General features: G+C 70.6%; 14 protein-coding genes and 1 tRNA gene. 8 read left to right on the forward strand and 7 right to left on the reverse strand.

Going from position 1 to position 15,243, the window contains the following annotated elements:
* Nucleotides 1–79 precede the first annotated feature (79 nt).
* The 5 genes from LUX31_RS27155 to LUX31_RS27175 all read right to left on the reverse strand — a co-directional run bounded on the left by LUX31_RS27155 (nt 80) and on the right by LUX31_RS27175 (nt 5,156).
* Entirely contained in the window at nt 80–646 is a 567-nt protein-coding gene (locus LUX31_RS27155; RefSeq protein ID WP_235477906.1) for a hypothetical protein, read from the reverse strand.
* A gap of 142 nt (nt 647–788) precedes the next feature.
* Complete coding sequence (locus LUX31_RS27160) at nt 789–1,649, reverse strand: S-methyl-5'-thioadenosine phosphorylase (protein ID WP_235477908.1); 861 nt, start codon at nt 1,647–1,649, stop codon at nt 789–791.
* 87 nt (nt 1,650–1,736) lie between these two features.
* Nucleotides 1,737–2,072, reverse strand: coding sequence for an FmdB family zinc ribbon protein (locus LUX31_RS27165; protein ID WP_235477910.1), 336 nt, complete (start codon nt 2,070–2,072; stop codon nt 1,737–1,739).
* 69 nt (nt 2,073–2,141) lie between these two features.
* Nucleotides 2,142–3,419: an MFS transporter gene (locus LUX31_RS27170; RefSeq protein WP_235477911.1), complete on the reverse strand. Its 1,278-nt coding sequence runs from the start codon at nt 3,417–3,419 to the stop codon at nt 2,142–2,144.
* Between the two features lie 231 nt (nt 3,420–3,650).
* Nucleotides 3,651–5,156, reverse strand: a complete 1,506-nt coding sequence (locus LUX31_RS27175; RefSeq protein WP_235480071.1) for a potassium/proton antiporter — start codon at nt 5,154–5,156, stop codon at nt 3,651–3,653.
* A gap of 258 nt (nt 5,157–5,414) precedes the next feature.
* Between LUX31_RS27175 and LUX31_RS27180 the strand changes: the two genes are divergently transcribed.
* Nucleotides 5,415–8,174, forward strand: a complete 2,760-nt coding sequence (locus LUX31_RS27180) for a penicillin acylase family protein (RefSeq protein ID WP_235477913.1) — start codon at nt 5,415–5,417, stop codon at nt 8,172–8,174.
* A 56-nt stretch (nt 8,175–8,230) separates the two neighbouring features.
* Here the strand turns inward: LUX31_RS27180 and LUX31_RS27185 are convergent, their stop codons facing one another.
* Entirely contained in the window at nt 8,231–8,815 is a 585-nt protein-coding gene (locus LUX31_RS27185; RefSeq protein WP_235480072.1) for a 5-formyltetrahydrofolate cyclo-ligase, read from the reverse strand.
* Between the two features lie 134 nt (nt 8,816–8,949).
* On the opposite strand from LUX31_RS27185, the gene galU reads away from it, so the two are divergent.
* The 7 genes from galU to LUX31_RS27220 all read left to right on the forward strand — a co-directional run bounded on the left by galU (nt 8,950) and on the right by LUX31_RS27220 (nt 14,539).
* Complete coding sequence (gene galU, locus LUX31_RS27190) at nt 8,950–9,852, forward strand: UTP--glucose-1-phosphate uridylyltransferase GalU (protein ID WP_235477918.1); 903 nt, start codon at nt 8,950–8,952, stop codon at nt 9,850–9,852.
* Between the two features lie 5 nt (nt 9,853–9,857).
* Nucleotides 9,858–11,180 carry a molybdotransferase-like divisome protein Glp gene (gene glp / locus LUX31_RS27195; RefSeq protein WP_235477920.1) on the forward strand — a complete coding sequence of 441 codons (1,323 nt, stop codon included), beginning with the start codon at nt 9,858–9,860 and terminating at the stop codon, nt 11,178–11,180.
* An 82-nt stretch (nt 11,181–11,262) separates the two neighbouring features.
* Nucleotides 11,263–11,745: a cyclic pyranopterin monophosphate synthase MoaC gene (moaC, locus tag LUX31_RS27200; protein ID WP_235477922.1), complete on the forward strand. Its 483-nt coding sequence runs from the start codon at nt 11,263–11,265 to the stop codon at nt 11,743–11,745.
* A complete protein-coding gene (locus LUX31_RS27205; RefSeq protein ID WP_235477923.1) occupies nt 11,742–12,293 on the forward strand; it encodes a MogA/MoaB family molybdenum cofactor biosynthesis protein in 552 nt (183 codons plus the stop codon). Before moaC ends, LUX31_RS27205 begins: the two co-directional genes overlap by 4 nt.
* A 26-nt stretch (nt 12,294–12,319) precedes the next feature.
* Complete coding sequence (locus LUX31_RS27210) at nt 12,320–12,925, forward strand: GNAT family N-acetyltransferase (RefSeq protein ID WP_235477925.1); 606 nt, start codon at nt 12,320–12,322, stop codon at nt 12,923–12,925.
* 166 nt (nt 12,926–13,091) lie between these two features.
* Nucleotides 13,092–14,327 (forward strand): divisome protein SepX/GlpR, encoded by a 1,236-nt coding sequence (sepX, locus tag LUX31_RS27215; RefSeq protein WP_235477927.1) that lies wholly within the window; start codon nt 13,092–13,094, stop codon nt 14,325–14,327.
* Between the two features lie 138 nt (nt 14,328–14,465).
* Nucleotides 14,466–14,539: transfer RNA gene (locus tag LUX31_RS27220), tRNA-Ala, on the forward strand.
* A gap of 234 nt (nt 14,540–14,773) precedes the next feature.
* Here the strand turns inward: LUX31_RS27220 and LUX31_RS27225 are convergent.
* A complete protein-coding gene (locus LUX31_RS27225) occupies nt 14,774–15,238 on the reverse strand; it encodes a hypothetical protein (protein ID WP_235477928.1) in 465 nt (154 codons plus the stop codon).
* Nucleotides 15,239–15,243: the final 5 nt, after the last annotated feature.

Here is a 15,243-nt window from a genome sequence, read left to right on the forward strand (position 1 = left end):
ACCTGTGGCGGCCATGTCCAATTGGCCGACTCCAACGAGGGACTTGACGCCAGACGGTTCGAGACGATCACCCAACCGTTCACCACACCGTCACCGCCAACCGTGCCGTCGCACCCGCGCCGGCCAGCCGGGACGCCGTGGTGCGCGGCACCGAGAGCACGACCAGGGCCCCGCCCTCGGCCACGCTGTCCTCGGGTGTCATGGCCGGCGGCACCTTCGTCACGCGGGCCCGGTGCGCGACCACCCGGGCGTCGGTGCCCGTCGGCAACTCCTCGGCCGCGATGACGTCGACCCGGTCACCGGGCCGCAGCAGCCGGACCGTTGCCGCGTCGGCGATCCGCACCGGCGCCGTCACCATCTCGACCACGCGCCGCTCCCGTACGGGATCCGCCACGGGATGACCCCGGACCCGTCCGACATCGGGCGCCGGCCCCGACGCCCCACGTGGACCCGCCGCCACGATCGCGGCGGCCGTGACGGCGAGCCCGAGGGCCAGCGCCCGCCTCCGATTCCGTACCAGGCGCCGCAGTCGACCCCGCCCGCCGCGCACCCGCACGGGGGCGAAGTGCGGCACCTCGCAGGGCGGGGGGACAAGCGGAACGGAGTGCACGGGACGTACGGGAGACATGGGACGTACGGATGACATGGGGACCACCACCTGTGACGAGGGAGCTGCTTGCGCCCCCACGATGAGGCTTTTCCGCGAACCCCGCTCAGGCCTGTGTGTTACTCACCGGTTGTGGACAACTCGCTCACCCGAATGGGAAGTTCCGCTCCCGCCGACCCCGTTACGGCAGCTCGAACCCCGGATCCATCCCGCCCAGCGCCTTCGTGCACAGGCAGTCCCGTGTCTCACCCGCCGGCAGCGCCGCCACCGCGTCGGACAGCACGCCCCGCATCCGGTCCACGTTCGCCGCGAACACCTGGAGCACCTCCTCGTGCGAGACGCCCTCACCGGTCTCCGCGCCCGCGTCGAGGTCGGTGACGAGGGTCAACGACGTGTAGCACAGCTCCAGTTCACGGGCGAGCCCCGCCTCGGGATGGCCCGTCATGCCCACCACCGACCAGCCCTGCGCCCGGTACCAGAGCGATTCGGCACGCGTGGAGAACCGCGGTCCCTCGATCACGGTCAGCGTGCCGCCGTCCACCGGCTCCCAGTCGCGCCCACGCGCCGCCTCCAAGGCCACTTTGCGGCCGACCGGGCAGTAGGGGTCGGCGAGGGACACGTGCACGACGTTGGGAACGGCCCCGCCGGGCAGCGGCAGGCCGTCGAAGAAGGTCCCCACCCGGGACTTCGTACGGTCGACCAGCTGGTCCGGTACGAGCAGTGTGCCCGGACCGTACTCGGGCCGCAGGCCGCCCACCGCGCACGGCGCGAGCACCTGGCGCACGCCGACCGAGCGCAACGCCCAAAGGTTGGCGCGGTAGTTGATGCGGTGCGGTGGCAGATGGTGCCCGCGCCCGTGCCGGGGCAGGAAGGCGACCCGGCGGCCGGCGAGCTCGCCGAGGAACAGGGAGTCACTGGGGGATCCGTACGGCGTGTCCACATGTATCTCGGTCACGTCGTCGAGGAAGGAGTAGAAGCCGGAGCCACCGATCACGCCGATCTCGGCGCTCGTGGCGCTCCCGGGATTCGCCTGATTCACCATGCCCCGCACCCTAGCCGCGCGCGGAAACACCGAAGACCCCGTCGCCGTAAGGCGGCGACAGGGTCCCGTGGGCCAAGAGGTGGTGCTTTACGCGGCCGAGCTGGTGCTCGACGAGGAGCTGGACGAGTTCGACGACGAGGACGAGCCGGACGACGAGGAGCCCGACGAACTCGACGACGAGTCCGAGGACGACGACGAAGAAGCGGCCGTCGACGGCTTCGACGCGGGCGCGCTGCTCGACGAGGAGCCGCGGCTGTCGTTGCGGTAGAAGCCGGAGCCCTTGAAGACGATGCCGACCGCGGAGAACACCTTCTTGAGGCGGCCGTTGCAGCTGGGGCACTCGGTCAGGGCGTCGTCGGTGAACTTCTGCACCGCTTCAAGGCCCTCGCCGCACTCGGTGCACTGGTACTGGTAGGTCGGCACTGTGTCTTCCTCCTGGCACTCTCACTCGATGAGTGCTAACGATCGTCCATAGTGACGTATTCCCGCCGATCAGTCCACTGTCACCGGCGTGCGGTGACCGACGCCACGTGCGACGGTCAGGCTCGCCGGGCGGATCGTCACCCGTGGTGCGAGCCGTGAACGCAGGGCCACCAGGGTCGCCAGGGCCAGCAGCGTGCCGCCCATCGGCACGAGGAACCCGGCGCCGGCCCAGAGGCGGTCCTCCAGCTGGCCCGCGGCGGTGACGGCCGCCGCCTGGCCGAGGGCGACCGCGCCGGTCAGCCAGGTGAACGCCTCGGTGCGGGCGCCGGCCGGGACCAGAGCGTCGACCAGGGTGTAGCCGGTGATCAGCGCGGGCGCGATGCACATGCCGACCAGGAGGCCCAGCCCGGCGAGGGTCAGGACGGAGTCGGCCGCCCATAGGCCGGAGGCGGTGACCGCGAGGGCCGCGTACCCGGCGACCAGGCGCCGCTGCGGGGCCATGCGCCAGGCGACGGCTCCGCAGACCAGGCCGGAGAGCATGTTGCCGGCGGCGAAGACCCCGTACAGGACGCCGTTCAGGCCGGGGTTGCCGGTGGACTCGCTGAACGCGGCGAGCGAGACCTGCATGCCGCCGAAGACGGCGCCGATGCCGAGGAACGCGACGATCAAAACGCGTACCCCGGGGACGCTCAGTGCGGAAACGCGCTCCACGCGCGCGTGCCGCCCATTCAGTGAACCGGCCGTCGTCACCGACGGCTGCGTGCTCTTCTGCGCCGCGAACAGCAGGCCGCCGAGGAGGGTCAGCGCGGCCTCGGTGACCAGGCCGGCCGCCGGGTCGACTGCGGTGCACAGGGCGGTCGCGAGCAGCGGGCCGAAGACGAAGGTCAGCTCGTCGGTGACGGACTCGAAGGCCGCCGCCGTCGGCATCAGGGGTGAGTCCTGGAGCTTGGTCGCCCAGCGGGCGCGGACCATGGGGCCGATCTGGGGCGTGGAGGCGCCGGTCAGGACGGCGGCGGCGAACAGGGTCCACAGGGGGGCGCCGGTCAGCGCCAGCGTCGTCAGGGCGAGGCCGGACAGGGTGTGCAGGACGACACCGGGGACGAGGACCGCGCGCTGTCCGTGGCGGTCGGCGAGACGGCCCCCGTAGGGCGCGCACAGGGCCATGGAGACACCGGTGACGGCGGCCACGGCGCCGGCGGTGCCGTACGAGCCGGTGGTGTGCTGGACGAGCAGCACGATGGAGATGGTGAGCATCGCGAACGGCTGTCGCGCGGCGAAGCCGGGGAGCAGGAACGTCCAGGCGCCGGGGGTGCGGAGCAGCTGTCCGTAGGTGACCGTGGATGCCACGGCCGTGCCTTTCTGCTGCCTGGTAGCGCGACCCCACTGTGCGGGCGAGGGGCGCCGAGAGCTGTCCTCTTGCGCGGACTGCGGTAGATGCCGACGCCCCCGCAGAGGATGTCCCGGCCGCCATACGGTCGCGCCAGCTCTGCTTCAGACAGAGTTGGTTCGATCAGGGTGCGCCTTCACTGTACAGGGGCGATGGGGCCCCGTACCTCTGAAAGGAAGCGGAGAGGTGCGTCACGCCTCTGCTCCGTTGCCGCCCGTCCCCAGCCACTGGGCCAGCTTGCCGCCCTGGCCGACGGCCCGCAGGCGGCGTTCCGTCGCGTCGCGGACGGGGTCGGTGGTCACCACGAGGAGTTCGTCGCCACGGCGCAGGACCGTCGTGGGAAGCGGAACGAACGATTTTTCATCGCGGACGACGAGGGTGACGGCGGCGCCCGGCGGCAGCCTCAGCTCGCCCACCTCGACGCCGTGCATCTTGGAGCCGTCGGGGATCGCGACGGACAGCAGATGCCCGCGCAGCCGCTCCAGGGGTGCTGATTCGATGCCGAGGTCGGCGGGCCCCTCGCCCTGGCCCAGGTGCAGTTTGCGGGCCAGCCAGGGGAGCGTCGGGCCCTGGACGAGGGTGTAGACGACGACCAGGACGAAGACGATGTTGAAGATGCGGCGGCTGTCCTCGATGCCGCTCACCATGGGGATCGTCGCCAGGATGATGGGCACGGCGCCGCGCAGCCCGGCCCAGGACATCAGGGTCTGCTCCTGCCACGGCACCCGGAACGGCGTCAGGCTGACGATCACGCTGAGCGGGCGCGCCACCATGGTCAGGACCAGGCCGATGACGAGTGCGGGCCAGATGTCGTCGCCCATCTCGTGCGGGGTGACCTGCAGGCCGAGCAGGACGAACATGCCGATCTGGGCGATCCAGCCGAGTCCGTCGGCGAAGCCGCGGGTGGCCGGCCAGTGCGGCAGTTTGGCGTTGCCGAGGACCATGGCGGCCAGATAGACCGCGAGGAAGCCGCTGCCGTGGGCCAGTGCGCCGGCGGCGTACGCGGTGACCGCGATCGCCATCACGGCGATGGGGTAGAGGCCGGACGCGGGCAGGGCCACGTGCCTGAGGCCCCAGGAGCCGAGCCAGCCGACCGCGATGCCGATGGCCGCGCCGATGGCCAGTTCCAGAAGGATGATGCCCAACAGCGTGTACCAGTGCTCGACCGGGCCCGCGGTGGACAGTGAGACGACCAGGATGACCACGGGGGCGTCGTTGAAACCCGACTCGGCCTCCAGCGTGCCCGTCACGCGCGCGGGGAGGGGGATTTTCCGCAGGACGGAGAAGACCGCCGCCGCGTCCGTCGAGGAGACGACCGCTCCGATGATGAACGCCTGCCGCCATTCCAGCCCGATCAGGTGGTGCGCGGCCGTCGCCGTGATCCCGACGCTGACCGCGACCCCCGCCAGCGCCAGCGCGGAGGCGGCCGGGAGGGCGGGCTTGATCTCCTTCCACTTCGTGGCGAGTCCGCCCTCGGCCAGGATCACGACCAGGGCCGCGTATCCGATGACCTGGGTCAGTTCGGCGTTGTCGAAGTGGATGTCGCCGATGCCGTCCTGGCCCATGGCGACGCCGATCCCCAGGTAGACGAGCAGGCTGGGGAGCCCGCTGCGCGAGGAGATCCGGACCGCTGCCACAGCGATGAGGAGGACGAGCGAGCAGACGAGCAGGAGCTGGTTGAGATGGTGGACAGTCAGCGGCCGTTCCCTTCACTGGCCCGGACGCGGCACGCGCGCGGGTCACGTACATCGGACACGACGTGAGGTCACCGCGTACCCGAGTACTTCGTTACCTTACCTAACTCTTGACGATTTCTTGACGCTTCCGCAGGCATGATCGAACGCCCGTCCGTTCGCGTACCCGACTCCGCGTCAAGTCGCGTCGGGCCCTGCGCCTATGGTTGCTCCAGCACTCCAGTACCGCCTGCCGCTCGCGTTAGGACAGCAAGGACAGCGATGCCCCCCACTACCACCAGCTCTTCCGGCCACAAGCCCGGCAAGTCCGGCAGGAAGAAGGGGCGCAAAGCCCGACTGTTCGTGATCGTCCTGGTTCTGGCGATCATCGGAGGCGTCGCCTTCGGCGCGTTCTGGTCCGTCAGCACCGTCCGGGCCTCCTTCCCGCAGACCAAGGGTTCGATCTCGCTCGAAGGCCTGTCGGGGCCCGTCGACGTCAAGCGCGACAGCTACGGCATCCCGCAGATCTACGCCTCCTCCGACGAGGACCTGTTCATGGCGCAGGGCTACGTCCAGGCGCAGGACCGGTTCTACGAGATGGACGTCCGCCGGCACATGACGTCGGGCCGGCTCTCCGAGATGTTCGGCAAGGGGCAGGTCGACAACGACGAGTTCCTGCGCACCCTGGGCTGGGACCGGGTGGCCAAGGAGGAGTACGACAAGACCCTGTCGGCCGCCACGAAGAAGTACCTCCAGGCCTACGCCAAGGGGGTCAACGCCTACCTCAAGGGCAAGGACGGCGCGGACATCTCCCTGGAGTACGCGGCCCTCGGCTTCAGCAACGACTACGAGCCGCAGGCGTGGACCCCGGTCGACTCGGTCGCGTGGCTGAAGGCGATGGCCTGGGACCTGCGCGGCAACATGCAGGACGAGATCGACCGCTCCCTGCTGACCAGCCGCCTCGGCCCGCAGCAGATCGCCGACCTGTACCCCGAGTACCCGTACAGCCGCAACAAGCCGATCGTCCAGGAGGGCGAGTACGACGCCTCCTCCGGGACCTTCGTCAAGAGCGGCACCGGCACGAGCACGCAGACCGGCTCCTCGGGGTCGAGTACGTCGTCCTACGCCTCCGTGGACTCCGCGGCGCTCCAGAGCCAGCTGGAGGGCCTCTACCGGGTCCTGGACGACGTCCCGACGGCCGTCGGTGTGAACGGCAACGGCATCGGCTCGAACTCCTGGGTCGTCTCGGGCGCCCACACCATCACCGGCAAGCCGCTGCTGGCCAACGACCCGCACCTGTCGCCCTCGCTGCCGTCCGTCTGGTACCAGATGGGCCTGCACTGCCGCAGCGTCTCCGCCAAGTGCCAGTACGACGTCTCCGGGTACACCTTCGCGGGCATGCCCGGTGTGATAATCGGGCACAACGGTGACATCGCCTGGGGCATGACCAACTCGGGCGCCGACGTCACCGACCTCTACCTGGAGAAGCTCTCCGGCGACGGCTACCTCTACGACGGCAAGACCAAGCCGTTCACCACCCGCGAGGAGACCATCAAGGTCGCCGGCGGCGCGTCCAAGACGATCGTCGTCCGCGAGACCGACAACGGGCCCCTGCTGTCCGACCGCGACGACGAGCTGGTCAAGGTCGGCAAGAAGGCCACCGTCGACGCCTCGGCCCCCGACCGGGGCGACGGCTACGGCATCGCGCTGCGCTGGACCGCGCTGGACCCCGGCAAGTCCATGGACGCCGTCTTCCTGATGGACAAGGCGTCCAACTGGACCGAGTTCCGCGCGGCGGCGGCCTCCTTCGACGTGCCCTCGCAGAACCTCGTCTACGCGGACACCGAGGGCAACATCGGCTACCAGCTGCCCGGACTCATCCCCACGCGCGCGGCGGGCGACGACGGCTCGCTCCCGGTCCCCGGCTGGGACTCCAAGTACCGCTGGACCGGCTACCTCAAGCAGTCCGAGCTGCCCTTCGAGTACAACCCCTCGCGCGGCTACATCGTGACCGCCAACCAGGCAGTGGTCGACAAGGCCAAGTACCCGTACACGCTCACCACGGACTGGGGTTACGGCACCCGCAGCCAGCGCATCGCCGACCTGATCGCCTCGAAGATCAAGGGCGGCGGCAAGATCTCCACCGACGACATGCGCCAGATGCAGCTGGACAACAGCAGCGAGATCGCCAGGCTGCTGGTGCCCAAGCTGCTGGCGATCGACGTCAAGGACAAGTACGTCCGCGAGGCGCAGAAGCTCCTGGTGGGCTGGGACTACACCCAGGACGCCGACTCGGCCGCGGCGGCCTACTTCAACGCGGTCTGGCGCAACATCCTGAAGCTCGCCTTCGGCAACAAGCTGCCCAAGGAGGTGCGGGTCAAGGGCCAGTGCCTCTACGTGAAGCCGGTCAACACCACCAGCCCCGCCGACGCGGACCAGCGCGTCCTCGAATGCGGTCAGCGGGACGCGGACCAGGCGCAGCCGGACGGCGGCGACCGCTGGTTCGAGGTGGTCCGCAGGATCATCAACGACACGGACAACGACTGGTGGAGCACGCCGAAGACCCGCACCGAGAAGGCCGCGACCAACCGCGACCAGCTGTTCTCGCGCGCCATGACGGACGCCCGCTGGGAGCTGACCGCCAAGCTCGGCAAGGACATCGACACCTGGAGCTGGGGCCGGCTGCACCGCCTGTTCCTGAAGAACCAGACCCTGGGCACCGAGGGCCCCGGTTTCCTGCAGTACATCCTCAACCGCGGCCCCTGGAAGCTCGGCGGCGGCGAGGCGACGGTCAACGCGACCGGCTGGAACGCGGCCGGCGGCTACGGCGTCGTCTGGGTGCCGTCGATGCGGATGGTGGTCAACCTCGGCGACCTCGACAAGTCGAAGTGGATCAACCTGACGGGAGCCTCCGGGCACGCCTTCAGCGACCACTACACCGACCAGACGGGCAAGTGGGTCGACGGCGAACTCCTGGACTGGTCCTTCACGGACAAGGCGGTCGAGGACAGCACGAACGACACACTGCTGCTGAAGCCATGAGCCCGCGGTAGTCCCGAAACGGCCCTCCACGCGCGCGTGGAGGGCCGTTTCCCGTTCTACGAGGGCCCGCGGAACCGGCGTGCTCCCGAAGGCGTGACCACCGCGTGCACCGGCCGGTCGTGCGGCTCGGCCGGGACACGGGGGACGACCTCGGAGTCGTACAGCAGTACCACCAGGGCCGGATCGGCGCCCGACCGCTCCAGCCGGGCCAGCACCCGGTCGTACGAGCCTCCGCCGCGCCCCAGGCGCATCCCCCGGTCGTCCACGGCCAGGCCGGGCAGCAGGACGGCGTCGGCGGTCGTCACGGCGTCCGCGCCGAGGCGCTCGCCGGACGGCTCCAGCAGGGCCATCCGCCCCCTGTGCCGCACCTCCACCAAGGACCCATCCCCGTTGTACGTGCCCCAGTCGAGGTCGTTGTCCGGGAGGAGGACCGGCAGCAGGACGCGCACCCCGCGCGCGTGGAGAGCGTCCAGAAGGGCGCGGGTGCCGGGTTCGGTGCCGACGGAGACGTACGCGGCCACCGTGCGCGCGTGCGCGAGTTCGGGCAGGCCGAGCGCGCGGGCGGCCAGGGCCGTCGCCGCCTCTTGGACGTCGTCGGCCGTCAACCTGCTTCTCACCGCCAGGAAGTCCCGCCGCAACATTCGCTTGTCAGGCTGTGCCTCCACGGCTCTCCCACTGTCGTTCCCGGAACTCTCATATGGTTCATATGCTGATATGAGTGTCAATTAATCGGAGCCTCAGAATCGGCCCAAAGGCACCGGATAAGGTTGCGGCCATGACTGAGTCGCACCCCAGGATCAGCAAGGCTGTCATCCCCGCAGCAGGCCTCGGCACCCGGTTCCTGCCGGCCACCAAGGCCACTCCCAAGGAGATGCTGCCGGTCGTCGACAAGCCGGCGATCCAGTACGTGGTCGAGGAGGCCGTCTCCGCGGGCCTCGACGACGTCCTCATGATCACGGGACGCAACAAGCGCCCCCTCGAGGACCACTTCGACCGCAACTACGAGCTGGAGTCCGCCCTTCAGAAGAAGGGCGACGCCGCGCGACTCGCCAAGGTCCAGGAGTCCAGCGACCTCGCCACCATGCACTACGTCCGTCAGGGCGACCCCAAGGGCCTCGGCCACGCCGTCCTGTGCGCCGCCCCGCACGTCGGCCACGAGCCCTTCGCCGTCCTCCTCGGCGACGACCTCATCGACCCCCGCGACCCCCTCCTCCAGCGCATGGTCGAGGTCCAGGAGCAGCACGGCGGCAGCGTCATCGCCCTCATGGAGGTCGCCCCCGAGCAGATCCACATGTACGGCTGCGCGGCCGTCGAGGCCACCGACGACGGTGACGTCGTCAAGGTCACCGGCCTGGTCGAGAAGCCCGAGGCGGCCGACGCCCCGTCGAACTACGCGATCATCGGCCGCTACGTCCTCGACCCGCACATCTTCGGCATACTCCGCGAGACCGAGCCCGGCCGCGGCGGCGAGATCCAGCTCACCGACGCCCTCCAGCAGCTCGCCGACGACGAGAAGGTCGGCGGCCCCGTCCACGGCGTCGTCTTCAAGGGCCGCCGCTATGACACCGGGGACCGCGGCGACTACCTGCGTGCCATTGTCAGACTCGCATGCGAACGTGAAGACCTGGGCCCGGACTTCCGGACCTGGCTTCGCAGTTACGTAGCCGAGGAGATGTAGCAACGTTGAGCAGCGCCGCGCCCCGCACCACCGGCCAGGACCACCTGTGGTCGGTGGACGAACACCTGGAGGACATCCTCGCGACCGTCCGCCCCCTCGAACCCATCGAGCTGCAGATCCTCGACGCCCAGGGCTGTGTCCTGGTCGAGGACGTCACGGTGCAGGTCTCCCTGCCGCCGTTCGACAACAGCTCCATGGACGGGTACGCGGTCCGGGTCGCCGATGTCGCGGGCGCGAGCGAGGAGTACCCGGCCGCCCTGACGGTGATCGGGGACGTCGCGGCCGGCCAGGACGGGCTGCTCCACGTGGGCCCCGGCCAGGCCGCCCGCATCATGACCGGCGCCCCGCTCCCGCCCGGCGCCGAGACCGTCGTCCCCGTGGAGTGGACCGACGGCGGCCTCGGCGAGGGCCCCGTCACCGGGATGCGGCCCGGCAGCGCGGACCCCGAGGGCCCTCAGGGCCAGGTGCGCGTGCACCGCCCGGCACCGGCACGCGCGCATGTGCGCGCGCAGGGCAGCGACGTCCAGGCCGGTGACCGCGCCCTCGCCGAGGGCACCGTCCTCGGCCCGCCGCAGATCGCCCTGCTCGCCGCGATCGGCCGTGGCACCGTACGCGTGCGCCCGCGCCCGCGCGTGGTCGTCATGTCCACCGGCAGCGAGCTGATCCAGCCCGACGAGAAGCTCACCGGCGGCCAGATCTACGACTCCAACAGCTTCGCCCTCACCGCCGCCGCCCGGGACGCCGGAGCGATCGCCTACCGCGTGGGCGCGGTCGCCGACGACGCCGAGACCCTCCGCTCCACCATCGAGGACCAGCTCGTCCGCGCCGACCTCGTCGTCACCACCGGAGGCGTCAGCGTGGGCGCCTACGACGTGGTCAAGGAGGCCCTCTCGCACGTGGCCGACGAGGACGAGCCCGGCGCCGGCGTCGACTTCCGCAAGCTCGCCATGCAGCCCGGCAAACCCCAGGGCTTCGGCACCGTCGGCCCCGACCACACCCCGCTGCTCGCCCTGCCGGGCAACCCGGTGTCGTCGTACGTCTCCTTCGAACTGTTCGTGCGGCCCGCGATCCGTGCCCTGATGGGCCTGCCCGACGTCCACCGGCCCACGGCCAGAGCGGTCCTGGAGACGGGCAAGGCGCTGACCTCGCCCGCGGGGCGCCGCCAGTTCCTGCGCGGCACCTACGCGGACGGGCGCGTGACGCCGGTCGGCGGCGCCGGCTCCCACCTGATCGCGGCCCTCGCGCACGCCGACGCGCTGATCGTCGTACCCGAGGACACGGAGTCCCTGGAGCCCGGCGCCGAGGTCGAGGTCGTGCTGCTCGGCTGACCTGTGGGCTGGGGCGGCTGAGGGGCGCGGGTTGGGAGTACCGTGTCGCGCACAACAGGCCCGACCGGGAGCGCCGCAGCACATGAGCACGCAGGACGACCGACTGACGCACATCGACGAGGCGGGCGCCGCCCGCATGGTCGACGTATCCGGGAAGGACGTGACCGCGCGGACCGCCCGTGCCAGCGGACGTGTCCTCGTCTCGCCCCGTGTGATCGAGCTGCTGCGCGGGGAGGGCGTCCCCAAGGGCGATGCCCTGGCCACCGCGCGGATCGCGGGCATCATGGGCGCCAAGCGCACCCCGGATCTCATCCCGCTCTGCCACCCGTTGTCGGTGTCGGGTGTGAAACTGGATCTGTCGGTCGCGGACGACGCCGTCGAGATCCTGGCCACCGTGAAGACGACGGACCGCACGGGCGTCGAGATGGAGGCCCTCACCGCGGTCTCGGTCGCCGCGCTCACCGTGATCGACATGGTCAAGGCGGTCGACAAGGGAGCGGTCATCACGGACGTCCGGGTGGAGGAGAAGACCGGCGGGAAGTCGGGCGACTGGAGCCGGTCATGACACCGGTGACGCTGCCTGCCGATGCCGGGGGCGCGCTGCTCGCGCCGTACGCCGCCCTGGTCGTGACCGCCTCCAACCGCGCGGCGGCGGGCGTCTACGAGGACAAGAGCGGCCCGGTGCTCGTGGCCGGGCTGGAGAAGTTCGGCTTCGCCGTCGACGGACCGTGGGTCGTGCCCGACGGCGACCCGGTGGAGAACGCCCTGCGGGCCGCCGTCCAGGCCGGGTACGACGTCGTCGTCACCACCGGCGGCACCGGCATCTCGCCGACCGACCGCACCCCGGAGGCCACCCGCGCGGTGCTCGACCGGGAGGTCCCGGGCATCGCCGAGGCCATCCGGGCGTACGGCCGGGAGAAGGTGCCGGCGTCGGCGCTGTCGCGCGGACTCGCCGGAGTCGCGGACGGCACGCTGATCGTCAACCTGCCGGGTTCCAGCGGCGGCGTGAAGGACGGACTGGCGGTGCTGGAACCCCTGTTGAAGCACGCCGTCGACCAGATCCGGGGCGGCGATCACCCCAGACCCGGCGGCAGCAGTGGGGGTGCGAGCTGAACAGCCCATCCTGGCCGGTCGAGCTGGTGGACGGCGATGTCGTCCTCCGGCCCGTCAGGCTGCGCGACCAGCGGGTCTGGCGCGAGGTCAACCGGCGCAACCGGGACTGGCTGCGCCCCTGGGAGGCGACGATCCCGCCTCCGACACCGAGCGGCCCGATCGCCCACCGGCCGACCTACCGTCAGATGGTCCGCCATCTGCGCGCGGAGGCGAACGCGGGCCGGATGCTGCCGTTCGCCATCGAGTACCAGGGGCAGCTGGTCGGCCAGTTGACGGTCGCAGGCATCACCTGGGGCTCGATGTGCTCGGGCCATGTCGGCTACTGGGTGGACGAGGCGGTGGCGGGCCGTGGCGTCATGCCGACGGCGGTCGCCCTCGCTGTCGACCACTGCTTCCGCACGGTCGGACTGCACCGCATCGAAGTCTGCATTCGCCCCGAGAACGGGCCCAGCCGCCGGGTCGTGGAGAAACTCGGATTCCGCGAGGAGGGACTCAGACCCCGCTATCTCCACATCGACGGGGCTTGGCGCGACCATCTTGTCTTCGCGCTCACAGCGGAAGAGGTGCCCGAGGGGTTGCTGAGCCGCTGGCAGCGGGCACGATCCCAGAACACGCCGCGGAATCCCGCGTAAATTGAATAAGTGTTCGAAAGCGATCGACTTCGGGTGTCAAATGCGCACCCTCGATGACCCCCTGATCGCACCGATCACAAAAAAAGCTCGAAATATCAGCCAGATCGTGCGACACACCGGCTCAATTGGCAGATGGCCTCACACAAACCCCTCTACCGTGTGAGGCGTGAGCAGCAGCGGCCTCATCTACGCAGTCATTGTCGGGGCCTGGGCCGCCTACTTGGTGCCGATGTGGCTCCGTAGGCAGGACGAGCTGAACGAGGCTCGTCCGACGGAACGCTTCAGCACCGCCATCCGGCTCCTGTCCGGACGGGCGGGCATGGAGCGCCGGTACGCCAAGGACCTGCGGGCGCGCTCCACCGACGAGGGGGAGCACAGCGCCGGAGACCCGGAGGGTGTCACCGACTCGGTGGACGTCCGGGCCTTCGCCATGCCCCCGGCCCGTCCCCAGGCGAAGGCCCAGGTACAGGAACAGGTTCAACAGGAGCAGGCTCCGGCGCAGCAGCGGGCGCCGAAGCGGGAGCAGCAGGCGCCGGCCCCGGCCCCGATGAGGGAACGGGAGCGCGAGCGCGTACCGGCGGCTCGTCGGAGCGCGGGCACCTCGGCGGAAGCCGCCGCGCGCGCCCGGCGCTCGAAGGTGCTCGCGCGCCGTCGGCGTACGACGGTGATGCTGTTCTTCGCCTTCACGCTCGGCGCGATCGTCGCGGCGGTCGGCGGACTCGCGCTCCTCTGGGCCCCCGCAGTCCCGGCGGTCATGCTCAGCGGCTACATCGCCTATCTGCGTACGCAGGAACGGGGCCGTTTCGCCTACCAGATGGACCGACGCCAGGCCGAACTCGCCGCGCAGCGACTGCGTGAGCGCCAGCCTCGGCGGCGGCCGTCCACCGACCCCGGCGCCGAGGACCAGGACGAGCACCCGGAGCCGGAGACGGACCCCGGTCTGTCGGCCCTGTCCGCGCTCGCTGCGGACCGGCGTGCGCTGGTCGAGCAGACCGACCACGCGGAGTGGGTCGACCAGCAGCGCGAACGCCAGCGCCGCCCCGGCCACGGCGACAGCTGGGACCCGGTCCCGGTACCCCTGCCGACGTACGTGACCGCCCCGGTCGCCCCCCGCGCCACGTCCGACGTGGACCTCGGCGCACCGGACGCGTGGAGTTCGGCGCGGTCGAGCACGGTGGGGCGAGAGTCGGAGGAGTCGGCGACGACGGAGGACGCGGCCGAGTCGGAGCCGGACCTGTCGTCGGAGTCGGAGTCGGAGCAGGGCCACGAAGGCCCGGAGGGTGCGGACGGCCGCACCGACGCCCGCCGCGCGGCATCCGCCCGCCGGGCCCGCGAGCGTGGCCGCACGCCTCTGTTCGACCAGTACGAGGACGGCGAGCGGCCCCGCGCGGCCAACGAGTAACGAGCACCACACGCCTCCGCCCGGCCGCACTCGCCCTGCACTTCGGGCAGGTGGGGGAGCGTGCGGGGGCCTCGACCGAGGGTCCGGAACGGATTTCCGAGCACCCGGATCGGGATGCTAGAGTTTCACTCGTTGCAAGGGCCTGTGGCGCAGTCTGGTAGCGCACCTCGTTCGCATCGAGGGGGTCTGGGGTTCAAATCCCCACAGGTCCACGCACGGGCCGTTCACGAGTTGGCTCGTAAGCGGTTCACGAAATCCCGTCCGATCACTTTGATCGGGCGGGATTTCGTTGTTTCTGGGCTGGTTGGGAGGTCTTGGTGCGTGGGCCGGGGTGGTTCGCTGAACGCCGTACGGCTGGCTGCCTGTGCTTGGGCATGGGTGTGCACGCCGAACCGCGGGGCGATCGGCGTGCGTGGACGATTCGGGGTTGTCGTACGGGCCTGGTGTCAGCGGAGGTGCGGAGGCGGATGCCGCCAGGGGCCTTCGGTCGGCGGCGTGTTGGCCGGGGTGCTGAGCGGAGGCAGGGGGCCGGTGGCGTCGTAGTCGGCGTCGGTGAGCCAGGTCTCCAGGATTCTCAGGTTGGCGACGGTGAGCATGATGGCGAGGAGGAGTGTCTGGGCGACTTGCCCGTGAGCGGGCCGGTGCTTGGGGTTGCCGATGTCGAGAGTTCCGCTCTTGAGGCGGCCGTTGGCTCCTTCGTTGTGGTTGCGGATGGGCCTGTAGGCGTTCAGCCAGGACGTGTGGAGGTAATGGACGTCCTGGCGGTACTTGGCCAGACGCCAGTCGGCGGCCTCGGAGTCGGCGGGAACGGTGAAGGAGCCTCCGACGCACGCCGGAGGCAGGGCATCCTCTGGGCGGCGGCGCGAGGCGTTCGGCGTCGGAGATGTGGATCGTGGGCCGGGCGGCGGCATGTGTG

Source organism: Streptomyces sp. GQFP, assembly GCF_021545335.1.
In the GTDB taxonomy this organism is placed as follows: Bacteria; Actinomycetota; Actinomycetes; order Streptomycetales; family Streptomycetaceae; genus Streptomyces.

Coding starts and splice junctions, on each gene's coding strand:
- LUX31_RS27155 (WP_235477906.1), bottom strand. CDS start 646: ATGTCATCCGTACGTCCCATGTCTCCCGTACGTCCCGTGCACTCCGTT.
- LUX31_RS27160 (WP_235477908.1), bottom strand. CDS start 1,649: ATGGTGAATCAGGCGAATCCCGGGAGCGCCACGAGCGCCGAGATCGGC.
- LUX31_RS27180 (WP_235477913.1), top strand. CDS start 5,415: ATGCCCCCCACTACCACCAGCTCTTCCGGCCACAAGCCCGGCAAGTCC.
- LUX31_RS27185 (WP_235480072.1), bottom strand. CDS start 8,815: ATGTTGCGGCGGGACTTCCTGGCGGTGAGAAGCAGGTTGACGGCCGAC.
- galU (WP_235477918.1), top strand. CDS start 8,950: ATGACTGAGTCGCACCCCAGGATCAGCAAGGCTGTCATCCCCGCAGCA.
- moaC (WP_235477922.1), top strand. CDS start 11,263: ATGAGCACGCAGGACGACCGACTGACGCACATCGACGAGGCGGGCGCC.
- LUX31_RS27205 (WP_235477923.1), top strand. CDS start 11,742: ATGACACCGGTGACGCTGCCTGCCGATGCCGGGGGCGCGCTGCTCGCG.
- LUX31_RS27225 (WP_235477928.1), bottom strand. CDS start 15,238: ATGCCGCCGCCCGGCCCACGATCCACATCTCCGACGCCGAACGCCTCG.